We start from the raw sequence: 15,052 nt of genomic DNA, 5'->3' as shown, positions 1-15,052 counted from the left end.
CGGATCGGGGCCTTGTTGTTCTCCCCGCCCCAAATCCAGTCGCCAGGATTTTCCGTGAGGTGAGATCCTGGATCGCGTATGTCTACGCACCCTGCCCCCGCCCTCGGCGCTCTCGCGCCCCGTCTGTCCGAGCTGTCCCTGCGTGATGCGCACCGGCTCGGGCGCAGGCTCGAAGGTGCGCGCAAGATCCGGAAGCCGGAGGCGCGTGCCGCTGTTGTCGCGGAGATCGAGGCCGAGGTCGGCAAGGCCGAGGAGCGGATGGCCGCCCGGCGTGGGCGGGTGCCCGCCGTGTCGTATCCCGAGCAGCTTCCGGTCAGCCAGAAGAAGGACGAGATCGCGGCGGCGATCCGTGATCACCAGGTGGTCATCGTCGCTGGTGAGACCGGGTCCGGTAAGACCACGCAGATCCCGAAGATCTGTCTGGAGCTGGGCCGGGGTGTGCGCGGCATGATCGGGCACACGCAGCCGCGCCGGATCGCCGCTCGTACGGTCGCGGAGCGGGTGGCGGAGGAGCTGCGCACGCCGCTCGGGGAGGCCGTCGGCTGGAAGGTGCGGTTCACCGACCAGGTGAATCCGGACGCGACCTTCATCAAGCTGATGACGGACGGCATTCTGCTCGCCGAGATCCAGACGGACCGCGAGCTGCGCGCCTACGACACGATCATCATCGACGAGGCGCACGAGCGGTCTCTGAACATCGACTTCCTGCTGGGGTATCTGGCGCAGCTGCTGCCGAAGCGGCCGGATCTGAAGGTCGTCATCACGTCGGCGACGATCGATCCGGAGCGGTTTTCGCGGCACTTCGGTGATGCGCCGATCGTCGAGGTCAGTGGCCGGACGTATCCGGTGGAGGTCCGTTACCGGCCTCTGCTGGAGGAGGACGGCGATGACGCGGACCGGGATCAGATCACCGCGATCACGGATGCGGTCGAGGAGCTGATGGCGGAGGGGCCGGGGGACATCCTGGTGTTCCTCTCCGGTGAGCGGGAGATCCGGGACACGGCGGACGCGCTGGTGAAGAAGCAGTACCGGTTCACGGAGGTGCTGCCGCTGTATGCCCGGCTGTCGCATGCGGAGCAGCATCGGGTCTTCCAGCCGCACAGTGGGCGCAGGATCGTTCTGGCGACCAATGTCGCCGAGACGTCCCTGACCGTGCCCGGTATCAAGTATGTGATCGATCCTGGCTTCGCCCGGATCAGCCGGTACAGCCATCGCACGAAGGTGCAGCGGCTGCCGATCGAGCCGATCTCGCAGGCGAGCGCGAATCAGCGCAAGGGCCGTTGTGGCCGTACGTCGGACGGTATCTGTATCCGGCTGTACAGCGAGGAGGACTTCGAGGCCCGCCCGGAGTTCACGGACGCGGAGATCCTGCGGACGAACCTGGCCTCGGTCATCCTGCAGATGACGGCCGCGGGGCTCGGTGACATCGAGAAGTTCCCGTTCATCGATCCGCCGGATCACCGCAACATCCGCGACGGTGTCCAGCTGCTGCAGGAGCTGCATGCTCTGGATCCGGCGCAGAAGGATCCGCGCAAGCGGCTGACGGACACGGGGCGCAAGCTCGCCCAGCTGCCGGTGGATCCGCGTCTGGCCCGGATGGTGCTGGAGGCGGACAGGAACGGCTGTGTCCGCGAGGTGATGGTCATAGCGGCGGCGCTGTCCATTCAGGATCCGCGTGAGCGTCCCGCCGACAAGCAGGCGCAGGCGGACCAGCAGCACGCCCGGTTCAAGGACGAGACGAGTGATTTCCTCGCGTATCTGAATCTGTGGCGGTACATCCGTGAGCAGCAGAAGGAGCGGGGGTCCAGTTCGTTCCGGCGGATGTGCAAGCAGGAGTATCTGAACTTCCTGCGGATTCGCGAGTGGCAGGACATCTACACGCAGCTGCGCACGGTCGCGAAGCAGATGGGGATCCGGGTCAACGAGGACGATGCGCCGGCCGATCGCATCCATGTCTCGCTGCTGGCCGGTCTGCTGTCCCACATCGGGATGAAGGACGTCAAGGACGGCAACAAGAACGAGTATCTGGGTGCTCGTAGCGCCAAGTTCGCGATCTTCCCGGGTTCGGCGCTGTTCAGGAAGCAGCCGCGTTTCCTGATGTCGGCGGAGCTGGTGGAGACGTCGCGTCTGTGGGCGCGGGTCAACGCGAAGATCGAGCCGGAGTGGGTGGAGCCGCTCGCCGGGCATCTGATCAAGCGGACGTACAGCGAGCCGCACTGGGAGAAGGATCAGGCGGCGGTGATGGCGTACGAGAAGGTGACGCTGTACGGCGTGCCGATCGTCGCCCAGCGCAAGGTGAACTACGGCCGGATCGATCCCGAGGTCAGCCGCGAGTTGTTCATCCGCAACGCGCTGGTGGAGGGTGACTGGCGTACGCATCACAAGTTCTTCTCGGACAACCGCAGGCTGCTCAGCGAGGTCGAGGAGCTGGAGCATCGGGCGCGGCGTCGCGACATCGTGGTGGATGACGAGACGCTGTTCGACTTCTATGACCAGCGGGTGCCCGAGCATGTGGTGTCGGGTGCGCATTTCGACTCGTGGTGGAAGCGCAAGCGGCATGAGCAGCCGGATTTCCTGGACTTCGAGCGGGAGATGCTGATCCGGGAGTCGGCGGAGGCGGTCACGAAGGCCGACTATCCCGATGCGTGGCGGCAGGGTCCGCTGAAGTTCCGGGTGACGTACCAGTTCGAGCCGGGTGCGGACGCGGACGGTGTGACGGTCCACATCCCGCTGCAGGTGCTCAATCAGGTCGTCGACGAGGGCTTCGACTGGCAGATCCCGGGTCTGCGGGAGGAGCTGGTCACGGAGCTGATCCGGTCGCTGCCGAAGCCGATCCGCCGTAACTATGTGCCGGCGCCGAACTATGCGAAGGCGTTCCTGGAGCGGGCGACGCCGTTGCAGGAGCCGCTGACCGTGACGATGGCGCGTGAGCTGAAGCGGATGGTCGGTGTCCCGTTCGAGGCGGAGGACTTCGACTGGGCGAAGGTCCCCGACCATCTGAAGATCACTTTCCGGATCGTCGACGAGCGGCGGCGGAAGCTGGCCGAGGACAAGGACCTGGAGGCGCTGAAGCTCAGGCTGAAGCCGAAGGCCCGCAAGGCGCTCTCGCAGGCCGCGGCGGCGACGGCGGAGCGTCAGGGCGGGGAGTCCCTGGAGCGCAAGGGGCTGACCGACTGGACGATCGGCACGCTCAGCCGGGTCTTCGAGACCCGTCGCGCGGGGCAGCCGGTGAAGGCGTATCCGGCGCTGGTGGACGACGGTGACACGGTCTCCGTGCGCCTGTTCGACACGGAGGCGGAGCAGGCGGAGGCGATGTGGAAGGGCACGCGGCGGCTGATCCTGCGCAACATCCCGGTCAACCCGGCGAAGTTCGCATCCGAGAAGCTCACGAACCCTCAGAAGCTCGCGCTGTCGGCGAATCCGCACGGGTCGATCCAGGCGCTGTTCGACGACTGTGCGATGGCGGCGGCGGACAAGCTGATCGGGGACTTCGGCGGGCCGGCGTGGGACGAGGAGTCGTTCCGGAAGCTGTACGACAAGGTGCGCGCGGAGATCGTGGACGCGACGGTGCGCACGGTGGGCCAGGTCCAGCAGGTGCTGGCGGCGTGGCAGGCCTGTGAGCGCCGGCTGAAGGCGGTGAGCAGTCCGGCGCTGCTGGCGAATCTGCAGGATGTGCGCAAGCAGCTGGATGCGTTGGTGCGGCCGGGTTTTGTGACGGCGACGGGGCTGCGGCGGCTGCCGGACCTGATGCGCTATCTGATCGCGGCGGACCGTCGGCTGCAGCAGATGCCGACGAACGTGCAGCGGGACACCACGCGTATGGAGAAGGTCCACGAGATGCAGGACGAGTACGCGTGGCTGCTGGAGCAGATGCCGCGGGGCCGGCCGGTGCCGCAGCAGGTGCTGGACATCCGCTGGATGATCGAGGAGCTTCGGGTGAGCTATTTCGCCCATGCGCTGGGCACGGCGTATCCGATCTCGGACAAGCGGATCGTGAAGGCGATCGACGCCGCTGCGCCGTGACGGGACGGGCACGGAGGGTGAGTTCGACCAGGGGGCTCACCCTCCTGTACAGTCCTTCTCGCAGCGCAAGCACGGCAAGCGCCGCGAAACCTGGTCCTGTGGAGCAGTTTGGAGTGCTCGCCACCCTGTCAAGGTGGAGGCCGCGGGTTCAAATCCCGTCAGGACCGCAGTGAGGAAGGGCCCGTCCGGCAGCGGACGGGCCCTTTTCGTGTGCGTATCGGTGTGGAAGCCGGGTCCTGGGCCCTCGCCCGTTCAGCGCGCCTCTCACGGCCCGCGCGGGCCGTGAAACGCCGTCAGGAGGGGCTTGCCCGGTGTGTGGGCCTGTTGGCCTCCGTACGCGCTTCCGTGCCCCTGTGGGGCGTCCCCGTGGCCTTGACGGCGTCACATTCCGCCAGTACCCCAGAAGCACGGGCCCGTTCCCCTCGGGGGCTGACGGAGGTGGCGTATGGCGGCATCGGCCAGGCACGAGACGCGGGCACTGCTCCGGGCGCATCTGTCGGCCGCTTCGTCCTACCGGCATCTGACCCGGCACTGTCCGATCTGTCATCACCTGCTGCGGCTGGCTCTGGCCGCGCCGCCCTCCACTCCTCAGCCGGCGCCGGGGGAGCGGGTGGAGGAGGAGCGTCCGGCCTGAGTGGGTGCGTCGTGGTGCCCAACACCCGTGGGTGCGTGGGACGCTGGAATGTGTGCTTCCTCTAGCGCACGGGATGCTCGGCCAACAAGGATCGTCGCCTGTGACGGGAGTCACCAGACGAGTTTCCTGAGCCGTGGTTCTTACCCGGTTCCTACACCCCGTCAATTTAATATGTGCAATTGCACCTGTGTCAGGGCGTCTCCGCAGGCCTCCACCAGACTCCGACAAGGACGCGCACAGCGCCGCCCCAGGTCGCACCTCGCGGGCACAAAAAAGATCGCGCTGGACCCGGCGGAGTCCAGCGCGATCGACGACGCACCCTTGTGTTCCGTGTGGGCGTGGGGCCTGTTGGGGCAGTCCCCGCGTCGCTTGGAGCTGTGGTTCCGGGCGCTGAGGCAGGTTGGGGGACCTGCTGTTTCGCCCGTTATTCAGTTGGTCAGGCCTCGCTGCGCTGCTGCGGGATGCCCGCGAGCAGAGCGCGGACCTCGGCCTCGCGGTAGCGGCGGTGCCCGCCGAGCGTGCGGATCGACGTGAGCTTGCCGGCCTTCGCCCAGCGCGTGACCGTCTTCGGGTCGACGCGGAACATGGTGGCGACCTCAGCCGGGGTCAGCAGCGGCTCGGCATCAGGGGTGCGAGCGGTCATGAGCGGCCTCCTCGGGAGAACCGAACCTTCTCGGTTCTTTCCTCTAAATTCTGCACCTTGACCCGCGTTGCCCGAAATGGCGGACGCGAGTCGAGTCGGTTATAGGACGAACGGCTTGTCCTCGGCACTACAACTACACCATCTGTCCAGCCGCGTCGGCCAAACCGATGGAATTGCCCTCCCAGGTGTTCATCAGCGACGGAAGCCGATGGACCATGCCATAGCGGACAGTCACGCCACTGTGACGATCAGTCACAGGGCGATCAGGAGTCACCAGACCCCCCAAAGCGTGCAATGCTGAGATTCCGCCCATAGTGGAACACAGTTGGACGGACAGAGCCCTCCCCGGACTCCTTGTCCTATTTTGGCACGAGGGCGGGTAACGGGCGCAAGGGGCGTGTACGTGCGGTCTGTCACGCTTGACGCAAACGCCCGGATCGGGACCTACGTCCCGTCAACTCGCGTAGTGCGGAGTACGTCGGGCGCGTAGACCGTACGCCGTGACACGCGCCACGTCCGTGACGCACGTCACTCGGGTCGGTGTCTGTCGAGACGTCAGTTCGCCGACCGCAGGTCCCGGACCGAGCGCCAGCGCTCCACCAGCCGCCCGTACGCGGCGCCGGCCGCCACCCCGTCCCCGCGCCGCAGCGCCGCGATGCCCTCGGCCACGTCCGCCGCGGAGTGGTCGTCCTCCAGCGCCCCGGCGGGCAGGGCGTGCACCAGGCCGCCGTAGTCCAGCTCCACCAGGGAGCGCGGGTGGAACTCCTCCAGCCAGCGGCCCACGTCCACCACGCCGTCGACCAGCGGCCCTTCGTCCACGGTGTCCTTCAGCGTGCGCAGCGCCCTGGCCACCCGGCGCCGGGCCTGCACCATCGGGGTGCGGTAGCGCAGTACGGGGGCGAGGTCGGCGGAGCCCTTGTCGTACTCGCGTTCCTCGTCGGAGACGAGCACGAACCAGTTCAGCGGCACCTGCCAGGTGGCGGTGCGGATCCACGGCCGGGCGTCGGGGTTGCGTTCGCGCCAGCGCTCGTAGTCCTGGGCGGCCTGGCGGCGCACCACCTCGGGCAGTACGGCGTCCAGGACGGCCTTGGGCAGCTCCTCGTCGAGGCCGGTGAGCGCCTGCCAGCCGCGCAGCCGGGTCCGCCAGGGGCACACGCACACCACGCCGTCCACCTCCAGCACGAAGGCGTCGTCGCTCTCGTGCACCGGCACGGCGATCGGCGGGGTGGGCAGCAGATCGGACAGTGAGCGGCGCAGTTCGTCCTGGTAGGAGGGGTGTTCGGGGCGGCGGGCGTAGCGTGCCCAGTGGCCGCGCTCCGGCTCGGGGAAGGCGGCCAGCGGCTCGTACACGCGCAAGTACGCCGCGTACGGGACGATCAGCGAGGACACCTTGGGCACGCCTGCTCCCTCCCCCGCGGGCCGGACGGGAAACCTTGCGGGCCCGCGCTCACACCCTGCGGGAAATCCATGCAAATCGTCGCACGGCCGCGCACGCGCGTACGCGGGTGTACTCCCTGAGAAGGTGATCTGCGGCCCTGCGCGGTCCGTGACGGGGCCCAGGCTCTACGCTCATGCTCATGGGGCCCCGCCACCCGCACGGAGCCCTGATGTCACTCGCCGCAACTTACTCAGGAGTCACCACCGTGACCGACGTAACCGGCGCACCTGTTGGTGTACTGCACACCCTGTTCCACTCGGACCAGGGCGGCCATGAGCAGGTCGTGCTCTGCCAGGACCGCGCCAGCGGCCTGAAGGCCGTCATCGCCATCCACTCCACCGCGCTGGGCCCCGCGCTCGGCGGCACGCGCTTCTACCCGTACGCCACCGAGGAGGAGGCCGTCGCCGACGCCCTCAACCTGGCGCGCGGCATGTCGTACAAGAACGCCATGGCCGGGCTGGACCACGGCGGCGGCAAAGCCGTGATCATCGGGGACCCGGAGCGGGACAAGACCGAGGAGCTGCTGCTCGCCTACGGCCGCATGGTGGCCTCGCTGGGCGGCCGGTACGTCACCGCCTGCGACGTCGGCACGTACGTGGCCGACATGGACGTCGTCGCGCGCGAGTGCCGGTGGACCACCGGCCGCTCGCCCGAGAACGGCGGCGCGGGCGACTCCTCCGTGCTCACCGCCTTCGGCGTCTACCAGGGCATGCGGGCCTCCGCGCAGCACCTGTGGGGCGACCCGTCGCTGCGTGGCCGCAAGGTCGGCATCGCCGGCGTCGGCAAGGTCGGCCACCACCTGGTGGAGCACCTGCGCGCGGAGGGCGCCGAGGTCGTGATCACGGACGTGCGTGAGGACGCCGTGCGCCGCATCCTCGACCGGCACCCGCAGGGTGTGAGCGCGGTCGCCGACACCGAGGCGCTGATCCGTGTCGAGGGCCTGGACATCTACGCCCCGTGCGCGCTCGGCGGCGCGCTGAACGATCTGTCCGTGCCGGTGCTGACCGCGAAGGTCGTGTGCGGCGCGGCGAACAACCAGCTGGCCCATCCGGGTGTGGAGAAGGACCTCGCGGACCGCGGGATCCTGTACGCGCCGGACTACGTGGTGAACGCCGGCGGGGTCATCCAGGTGGCCGACGAGCTGCACGGCTTCGACTTCGAGCGGTGCAAGGCGAAGGCGTCGAAGATCTTCGACACCACGCTGGCCATATTCGCACGTGCGAAGGAGGACGGTATTCCGCCGGCCGCCGCGGCCGACCGGATCGCCGAGCAGCGGATGGCGGAGGCGGCCGCCGCCAAGTGCGGACGCTGACGTTCCGCATCGCCCGCCGCACGCACTGCACACGTGTTCGCGCGGTACCTGCCGGTGGATACTTCGAGAGAACTCTCACTTCCACCGGCGGGTCGTCCTCGGATAAGTGGTTAAAATCGCCATTGACCAGCGAGGACAGGGCGCCTCGAAGGTCCTGTGCACACGCGCGTGCTGCGGGCGACGTACCGTATGGGCGCGGGCTCAGGTACCGTGGAAGCCCTACGGACCGGCCTCTCTGCGGAGAGTCCGTGCCGGATCATGAACGCGTGTCAGACTCTGGGGCCGTCGAGCCCCGTCGTTGAGGGGGTCGAGCCATGGGGCGCGGCCGGGCCAAGGCCAAGCAGACGAAGGTCGCCCGCCAGCTGAAGTACAACAGCGGTGGGACGGACCTCGCACGCCTGGCCGAGGAGCTGGGCGCATCGACGTCGAACCAGTCGCCGAACGGTGACCGCTTCGAGGACGATGAGCACGACGACGACGATCTGTACTCCCGGTACGCCGACCTCTACGACGAGGACGACGACGAGGAGGACGAGGACAGCCAGTCCTCGCAACACCGTCGCGGCGCGTAACGCTGCGCGGCATTTCGCCGCTTGACCCGGTCCGGGGCGCTTGAGCACCGGACCGGGTTTCGTGCTGCCGTCACACGGTCCGCCCCTGGTGGGTCCCCCGTGCTCCGTGAGCCGAGGGACCCCAGTCAGGGCAGGTCACGCGTAGTCGCCGACCAGTTCCGCGCCGGTGGTGTGCTCGCCGCGCTCGGTGATCTCGCCGGCCACCCACGCCTCGACGTCACGGTCGGCCAGGGTGGCCAGGGCCACGTCCACGGACTCCTGCGGGACGATCGCCATCATGCCGACGCCCATGTTCAGCGTCTTCTCCAGCTCCAGCCGCTCGACCTGGCCGGTGCGGCCGACGAGGTCGAAGATCGCATCGGGCGTCCAGGTGGAGCGGTCGACCACGGCGTGCAGCGTGTCCGGGATCACCCGGGCGAGGTTCGCGGCCAGGCCGCCGCCGGTGATGTGGCTGAAGGCGTGCACCTCGGCGGTGCGCATCAGGGCCAGGCAGTCCAGCGAGTAGATCTTGGTGGGCTCCAGCAGCTCCTCGCCGAGGGTGCGGCCGAGCTCCTCGATCCGGGCGTCCAGGGACAGGCCGGCCTGGTTCAGCAGGACGTGCCGGACCAGCGAGTACCCGTTCGAGTGAAGCCCGGAGGACGCCATGGCGATGACGGCGTCACCCGTGCGGATGCGGTCGGCGCCGAGCAGCCGGTCGGCCTCCACGACGCCCGTACCGGCGCCGGCGACGTCGAAGTCGTCCGCGCCCAGCAGGCCCGGGTGTTCGGCCGTCTCGCCGCCCACCAGGGCGCAGCCGGCCAGTACGCAGCCCTCCGCGATGCCCTTGACGATGGCGGCGACCCGCTCGGGGTGGACCTTGCCGACGCAGATGTAGTCGGTCATGAACAGCGGCTCGGCACCGCACACCACGATGTCGTCCATGACCATGGCGACCAGGTCGTGGCCGATGGTGTCGTAGACACCCATCTGGCGGGCGATGTCGACCTTCGTGCCCACGCCGTCGGTGGCGGAGGCCAGCAGGGGCCGCTCGTAGCGCTTGAGGGCGGAGGCGTCGAAGAGGCCGGCGAAACCGCCGAGGCCGCCGAGGACCTCGGGGCGCTGCGTCTTCTTCACCCACTCCTTCATCAGCTCGACCGCGCGGTCGCCCGCTTCGATGTCGACGCCCGCGGCTGCGTAGCTGGCACCAGTCGTCTCAGACATGGAGAGGAGAACTTTCGTGTCGTACGGCAGGACTTGCGGGCCGTCTACGGGCGGCGGATCGCGTCGGCGGCGGCCGTGGCGGCCGGGCCGGCGGCCAGCTCGGTCTCCAGCAGCTGCTTGCCGAGCAGCTCCGGGTCGGGCAGTTCCATCGGGTACTCGCCGTCGAAGCAGGCACGGCACAGGTTCGGCTTGGCGATGGTGGTCGCCTCGATCATGCCGTCGAGGGAGATGTACGCCAGCGAATCGGCGCCCAGCGAGGTGCCGATCTCGTCGATGGTCATGCCGTTGGCGATGAGCTCCGCACGGGTGGCGAAGTCGATGCCGAAGAAGCAGGGCCACTTCACGGGCGGCGAGGAGATCCGGATGTGGACCTCGGCGGCGCCCGCCTCGCGCAGCATGCGCACCAGGGCGCGCTGGGTGTTGCCGCGGACGATCGAGTCGTCGACGACCACCAGGCGCTTGCCCTTGATCACTTCCTTGAGCGGGTTCAGCTTCAGGCGGATGCCGAGCTGGCGGATGGTCTGCGAGGGCTGGATGAAGGTCCGGCCGACGTAGGCGTTCTTGACCAGGCCGGCGCCGAACGGGATGCCGGAGGCCTCCGCGTAGCCGATGGCGGCCGGAGTGCCGGACTCCGGCGTCGCTATCACCAGGTCGGCCTCGACGGGCGCCTCCTTGGCGAGGCGGCGGCCCATCTCGACCCGGGAGAGGTAGACGTTGCGGCCGGCGATGTCGGTGTCCGGGCGGGCCAGGTACACATACTCGAAGACACAGCCCTTGGGCTTCGCTTCTGCGAATCGCGAGGTGCGCAGACCGTTCTCGTCGATGGCGACGAACTCGCCCGGCTCTATCTCCCGCACGAAGCTGGCGCCGCAGATGTCCAGGGCGGCGGTCTCGGAGGCGACCACCCAGCCGCGCTCCAGACGGCCCAGCACCAGCGGGCGGATGCCCTGCGGGTCCCGGCCGGCGTAGAGGGTGTGCTCGTCCATGAAGACGAGGCTGAAGGCGCCCCGCACCTTCGGGAGGACGACGTGCGCGGCCTCCTCGATGGTCAGCGGCTTGCCGTCCTCGTCGACCTGGGCGGCCAGCAGGGCCGTCAGCAGGTCGGTGTCGTTGGTGGCCGCGACCCGGGTGGAGCGGCTGTTGTTGTCGTTGGGTAGCTCGGCGACCATCTCCGCGAGCTGCGCGGTGTTCACCAGGTTGCCGTTGTGACCGAGCGCGATCGAGCCGTGCGCGGTGGCGCGGAACGTCGGCTGGGCGTTCTCCCACACGGAGGCGCCGGTGGTCGAGTAGCGGGCGTGTCCGACCGCGATATGACCCTGGAGCGAACCGAGCGAGGTCTCGTCGAAGACCTGGGAGACCAGGCCCATGTCCTTGAAGACGAGGATCTGGGAGCCGTTGCTTACCGCGATTCCCGCGGATTCCTGACCCCGGTGCTGGAGGGCGTAGAGCCCGAAGTACGTGAGCTTTGCGACCTCTTCACCGGGAGCCCAGACGCCGAAGACGCCGCAAGCGTCCTGGGGGCCTTTTTCGCCGGGAAGCAGATCGTGATTGAGTCGACCGTCACCACGTGGCACGTCCCCGAGTGTAGGCGAGATCGACCACTGGTCCGAATTGGGGATGCAGCGCCCTTACCGATCACTTCTGCTCGACGGCTTGGATGATCGTTCCGTTTGTGCAGGTCAGCGTGAGAGTGCCGTGCTCCAGGCGGTACTTGAGGGTGCTGTTGAAGACGCCGAGCAGGGTCCGCTCGGTGCGCATGAGTGAGGCGTCGCACATCATTCGGGTCGTGGTCGGGGACCCGAGGGTGATATTGCCGTCGCGTACGGTGGCCGCGGCGCTGAAGTGGTTGCAGCCCAGCCGGCCGCCGGCCTTCCCGGTCTTCGGATCGAACCTCAGATGCGCGGTGCTGCCGGGGTGTTCGGTACTGCCGTGGCTGCTGATGCTTTCGATGCGCCAGTGGGTGCCGGTGACGGGGGGTTCGGGGCTGACCGAGCCGCTGCCGGAGCCCGCGCCCGCGTGTTCGCTGCCGCAGGCCGCCACCAGCGGGACGAGCACGGCGGCGGCCACGAGGGTCATGCGCTGTGAGTGCCTGTCCATGTCGGTGGGACGAGGCACCTGAGCGACCGGTTCCGTCGTCAGGCCAGGCACCTCAGCGACCGGTTCCGTCGTCAGGCCAGCAGGGGCAGCAGACCGCTCAGGTCGGCCCGCTCCCCGCTCGCGCTGACCTTCGCGCCGGCGACGGCGTCCTTCCACTCCAGCCGCCCGGTCGCCAGCCGGATCCAGGTGAGGGGGTCGGTCTCGACGACGTTGGGCGGGGTGCCGCGGGTGTGCCGGGGCCCCTCGACGCACTGCACCACGGCATACGGCGGGATACGCACCTCGGTGGCGCCGCCGGGTGCCCTGGCGGCGAGGGCGTCGGCGAGCAGTCGGGTGCACGCGGCGAGCGCCTGCCGGTCGTAGGGGACCTCCAGGCCGGGCACGGCGGCGTTCAGGTCGTCGGTGTGGACGATCAGCTCGACGGTACGGGTGACCAGGTAGTCGTCCACCGTGAGCGCGCCCCCACTGGCGGCCAGCAGCCGGGTGCCGGGATGGGCGGCGAGGTCGGCGGTGAAGCGCTCCTCGCAGGCGGCGAGGTAGGCGTCCAGGTCGGGGTGGTCGTCGGCGAGCTTGCGGGCGTACCCGGCGATGTCGGGCGCCTCGGCGGCGATGGCGAACGGCCAGTCGAGCAGCGCCCCGTCCGGGCGGGCGGGTTCGGGCAGGCTCACCAGCCGGGAGAACGCGCGCAGGGTCATGCCGAGGTGGGCGACCAGGTCCCGCACGGTCCACTCGCGGAGCCGGGTGGGCAGCGCCAGCTGCTCGGGGGTGAGCGTGCGCACCGCCTCGCGTACGTGTCCGAACTGGGCGTGGACGGCGGTGCGGATCTTGGTCGGGTCGTAGGTCCGGGTGCGCTTCTTCGCCGTGGGCATGGCGGCGAGCCTACGGCCTGACGGCGTAGCCGCTCAGGCCGTTTTCGACCAGGCCGAACGCCCGCGCGGCGCGCTCGGGTGCGTCGGCGGCCACCCGGTCGGGGCTCTCCCCCGCGGCCATGCGGCGGTGGTGCTCCTCGATCAGGGCGCTGCGGGCGGCGGTGAGGGCGGAGGCGGCGACGAGTGCGAGGGTGGCGTCGCCGGTCTCCTCGGCGAGCAGCTCGGCGAGCATGCGGGTGCCCTTGCGGGCGGAGAGGTAGGCGCGCTCCATCAGGGCCGGTGTCTCGCTGATGATCCGGCGCACCTGGCGGGAGAACGGCTCGGCGTTGAGCCCGACGGACGGGTCGCGGGAGGCGGTCATCTCAAGGAACTGCCGGCGTACGGCGTCCACCGCCGATTCGCCCGGCTCGCGGTCCCGTACGGCCCGGTAGGCGTCGGAGAAGTGCTCCTCGATGGGGCCGAAGACCAGGTCCTCCTTGGTGCCGAAGTAGTTGAAGACGGTCATCTTGGACACGTCGGCGGCGTCGGCGATCTCCTGTACGGAGACGTGGTCGAACCCCTTCTCGGCGAACAGCTCGACCGCGACGCGGTAGATCCGCCTGGCCGTCTCCAGCTTCTTGCGTTCGCGCAGCCCCATCGCCTGTTCCACCATGCCCGCAGTGTACCGCGCCGAAGTTTTGCCCCGGATGAAAGATTGGCCTGGATGAAAGATTGACTCGGTACACGTATCCAGGGCATGGTGCTGCCATGACCGAAACCCAGCGCAAGATCGGCTTCCTCGTCTGTCTCACCACGATCGTGCTGGCCGTCCTCGACATGCAGATCGTCTCCGCGGCCACCGTCCCGATCGTGCGCGATCTCGACCCCGAGCACGGCATCGACCGCATCCCCTGGCTGGTCAGCGCCTACGCGCTGGCTTCGGCCGCGATGCTTCCGCTGTACGGCCGGCTGTGCGACGCGCTCGGCGCCAAGCGGGTGTTCCTCGGCGCGCTCGGCAGCTTCCTGCTCGGCTCGGCGCTGTGCGGGGCCGCCCAGTCGATCGGCCAGCTCATCGCCGCCCGGGCCTTGCAGGGCCTGGGCGCGGGCGGGCTGATGAGCGTCACGATGGTCGTGATCGCCCAGCTGAAGGGGCCGGGCGAGAAGGGCGGCCGCAAGAGCGGGGTCGGCGGACTCGTCGCCGGCGGCGGCATGGCCGTCGGCCCCTGGATCGGCGGAGTGCTCGCCGACCACGCGAGCTGGCGCTGGGCGTTCTACGTCAATCTGCCGCTGGGCCTCGCCGCCCTCGCCGCCGCGGCCTTCGTCCTGCGGCTCCCGGAGGAACACCGGCGCCACTCCATCGACTTCACCGGCGCCGCCCTCGCCGCCGCCTTCTCCACCACGCTGCTGCTGGTCACCGAGTGGGGAGGCAAGCAGTACGCCTGGTCCTCACCGGTGATCCTGTCCCTCGCCGTGGCCTGCGCGGCGGCACTCGGCCTGTTCCTGTGGCGCCAGTCCACCGCTGCCGAACCGATCCTGCCGCCCTCGCTCTTCCGGGTCCGGGAGCTGCGCCTGGGCTTCGCGATCCAGGGACTGATGGGCGCGGCCATGGCCGGCGCGATGTACTACGTCATGGTCTATCTGCAGGTCGTACGCGGTATCGCCAGCTCCTCGGCCGGGCTGTACCTGCTGCCCATGGCCACCGGTATGACGGTCGTCGGCATCGTCTCCGGCAGGCTCTCGGACCGCGGCTGGTCCGAGCGCACCTTCGTCATCGGCGGCTCGGCCACCGCCACGGCCGCCTTCCTGCTCCTGGCCACCACGGGAACCCACACCTCGCTGTGGCTGCTGCGGGGCGAACTGCTGCTCATCGGCCTCGGCTTCGGCCAGCTGCTGGGCCAGCTGATCCAGCTGGTGCAGGACACCGCGCCCCGCCACCAGCTCGGCGTGGCCACCACGGCCATCCGCTTCTTCCAGACCCTCGGCACCGCCACCGGCGCCGCCCTCTTCGGCACCCTGCTGGCCAGGCTGTACGACGGCCCCGGCGACACCGGCGCGCTGGGCGCACTCACCGGTGCCGCCCGGGCGGCCGGTCTGGAGTCCTACACCTCGGCCATGGACACGGTGTTCCTGTGCGGGGCCGGGGTGATGGCCCTGTGCCTGCTGCTGGCGCTGCGGCTGCCCACCGCCCGGCCCACGGCCGGCCCCTCGGCGCCCGCACGGGAAGCGGTGACCGTGTGACGGAAACCCGAAGGCCCCGCCCGTTCGAAAACGGGCGGGGCCTTCGT

Annotated in this window: 12 protein-coding genes and 1 tRNA gene; 6 read left to right on the top strand and 7 right to left on the bottom strand. The window is 69.3% G+C overall.

All coding sequences use genetic code 11. The annotated features are described in order from the left end of the window. Positions 1 to 78 precede the first annotated feature (78 nt). The 3 genes from hrpA (at position 79) to C3489_RS23415 (ending at position 4,657) form a co-directional block, all read left to right on the top strand. Positions 79 to 4,023 carry an ATP-dependent RNA helicase HrpA gene (hrpA, locus tag C3489_RS23425; protein ID WP_103784008.1) on the top strand — a complete coding sequence of 1,315 codons (3,945 nt, stop codon included), beginning with the start codon at positions 79 to 81 and terminating at the stop codon, positions 4,021 to 4,023. 92 nt (positions 4,024 to 4,115) lie between these two features. Further along, positions 4,116 to 4,190: transfer RNA gene (locus tag C3489_RS23420), tRNA-Asp, on the top strand. 278 nt (positions 4,191 to 4,468) lie between these two features. Then, a complete protein-coding gene (locus tag C3489_RS23415) occupies positions 4,469 to 4,657 on the top strand; it encodes a DUF6274 family protein (protein WP_103784007.1) in 189 nt (62 codons plus the stop codon). 436 nt (positions 4,658 to 5,093) lie between these two features. Here C3489_RS23415 and bldC read toward each other — a convergent pair whose 3' ends face one another. Both bldC and C3489_RS23405 read right to left on the bottom strand, forming a co-directional pair. Next, entirely contained in the window at positions 5,094 to 5,300 is a 207-nt protein-coding gene (gene bldC / locus C3489_RS23410) for a developmental transcriptional regulator BldC (protein WP_003949541.1), read from the bottom strand. Between the two features lie 555 nt (positions 5,301 to 5,855). Then, positions 5,856 to 6,698 (bottom strand): hypothetical protein, encoded by an 843-nt coding sequence (locus tag C3489_RS23405; protein ID WP_103784006.1) that lies wholly within the window; start codon positions 6,696 to 6,698, stop codon positions 5,856 to 5,858. 245 nt (positions 6,699 to 6,943) lie between these two features. Between C3489_RS23405 and C3489_RS23400 the strand changes: the two genes are divergently transcribed. Both C3489_RS23400 and C3489_RS23395 read left to right on the top strand, forming a co-directional pair. Next, complete coding sequence (locus C3489_RS23400; RefSeq protein ID WP_103784005.1) at positions 6,944 to 8,050, top strand: Glu/Leu/Phe/Val dehydrogenase dimerization domain-containing protein; 1,107 nt, start codon at positions 6,944 to 6,946, stop codon at positions 8,048 to 8,050. 314 nt (positions 8,051 to 8,364) lie between these two features. Continuing rightward, on the top strand, positions 8,365 to 8,622 hold the full coding sequence (locus C3489_RS23395; RefSeq protein WP_103784004.1) for a DUF3073 domain-containing protein: 258 nt from the start codon (positions 8,365 to 8,367) through the stop codon (positions 8,620 to 8,622). Between the two features lie 135 nt (positions 8,623 to 8,757). Here C3489_RS23395 and purM read toward each other — a convergent pair whose 3' ends face one another. The 5 genes from purM to C3489_RS23370 all read right to left on the bottom strand — a co-directional run bounded on the left by purM (position 8,758) and on the right by C3489_RS23370 (position 13,440). Beyond that, a complete protein-coding gene (gene purM / locus C3489_RS23390) occupies positions 8,758 to 9,822 on the bottom strand; it encodes a phosphoribosylformylglycinamidine cyclo-ligase (RefSeq protein ID WP_103784003.1) in 1,065 nt (354 codons plus the stop codon). A 44-nt stretch (positions 9,823 to 9,866) separates the two neighbouring features. Next, positions 9,867 to 11,396, bottom strand: a complete 1,530-nt coding sequence (gene purF / locus C3489_RS23385) for an amidophosphoribosyltransferase (protein WP_103784002.1) — start codon at positions 11,394 to 11,396, stop codon at positions 9,867 to 9,869. Positions 11,397 to 11,457: 61 nt separating this feature from the next. Next, a complete protein-coding gene (locus tag C3489_RS23380; protein ID WP_258054918.1) occupies positions 11,458 to 11,898 on the bottom strand; it encodes an META domain-containing protein in 441 nt (146 codons plus the stop codon). Positions 11,899 to 11,990: 92 nt separating this feature from the next. Beyond that, a complete protein-coding gene (locus C3489_RS23375; protein ID WP_103784000.1) occupies positions 11,991 to 12,788 on the bottom strand; it encodes a maleylpyruvate isomerase family mycothiol-dependent enzyme in 798 nt (265 codons plus the stop codon). A gap of 10 nt (positions 12,789 to 12,798) precedes the next feature. Then, complete coding sequence (locus C3489_RS23370) at positions 12,799 to 13,440, bottom strand: TetR/AcrR family transcriptional regulator (protein ID WP_181139809.1); 642 nt, start codon at positions 13,438 to 13,440, stop codon at positions 12,799 to 12,801. Between the two features lie 95 nt (positions 13,441 to 13,535). Between C3489_RS23370 and C3489_RS23365 the strand changes: the two genes are divergently transcribed. Beyond that, positions 13,536 to 15,005: an MFS transporter gene (locus C3489_RS23365; protein WP_103783999.1), complete on the top strand. Its 1,470-nt coding sequence runs from the start codon at positions 13,536 to 13,538 to the stop codon at positions 15,003 to 15,005. Positions 15,006 to 15,052: the final 47 nt, after the last annotated feature.

Source organism: Streptomyces sp. Ru71 (genome assembly GCF_002920535.1).
Classification (GTDB): Bacteria; Actinomycetota; Actinomycetes; order Streptomycetales; family Streptomycetaceae; genus Streptomyces.
The sequence above is the reverse complement of the archived record's forward strand: the minus strand, read 5'-3'. Positions and strand labels throughout refer to the sequence as shown.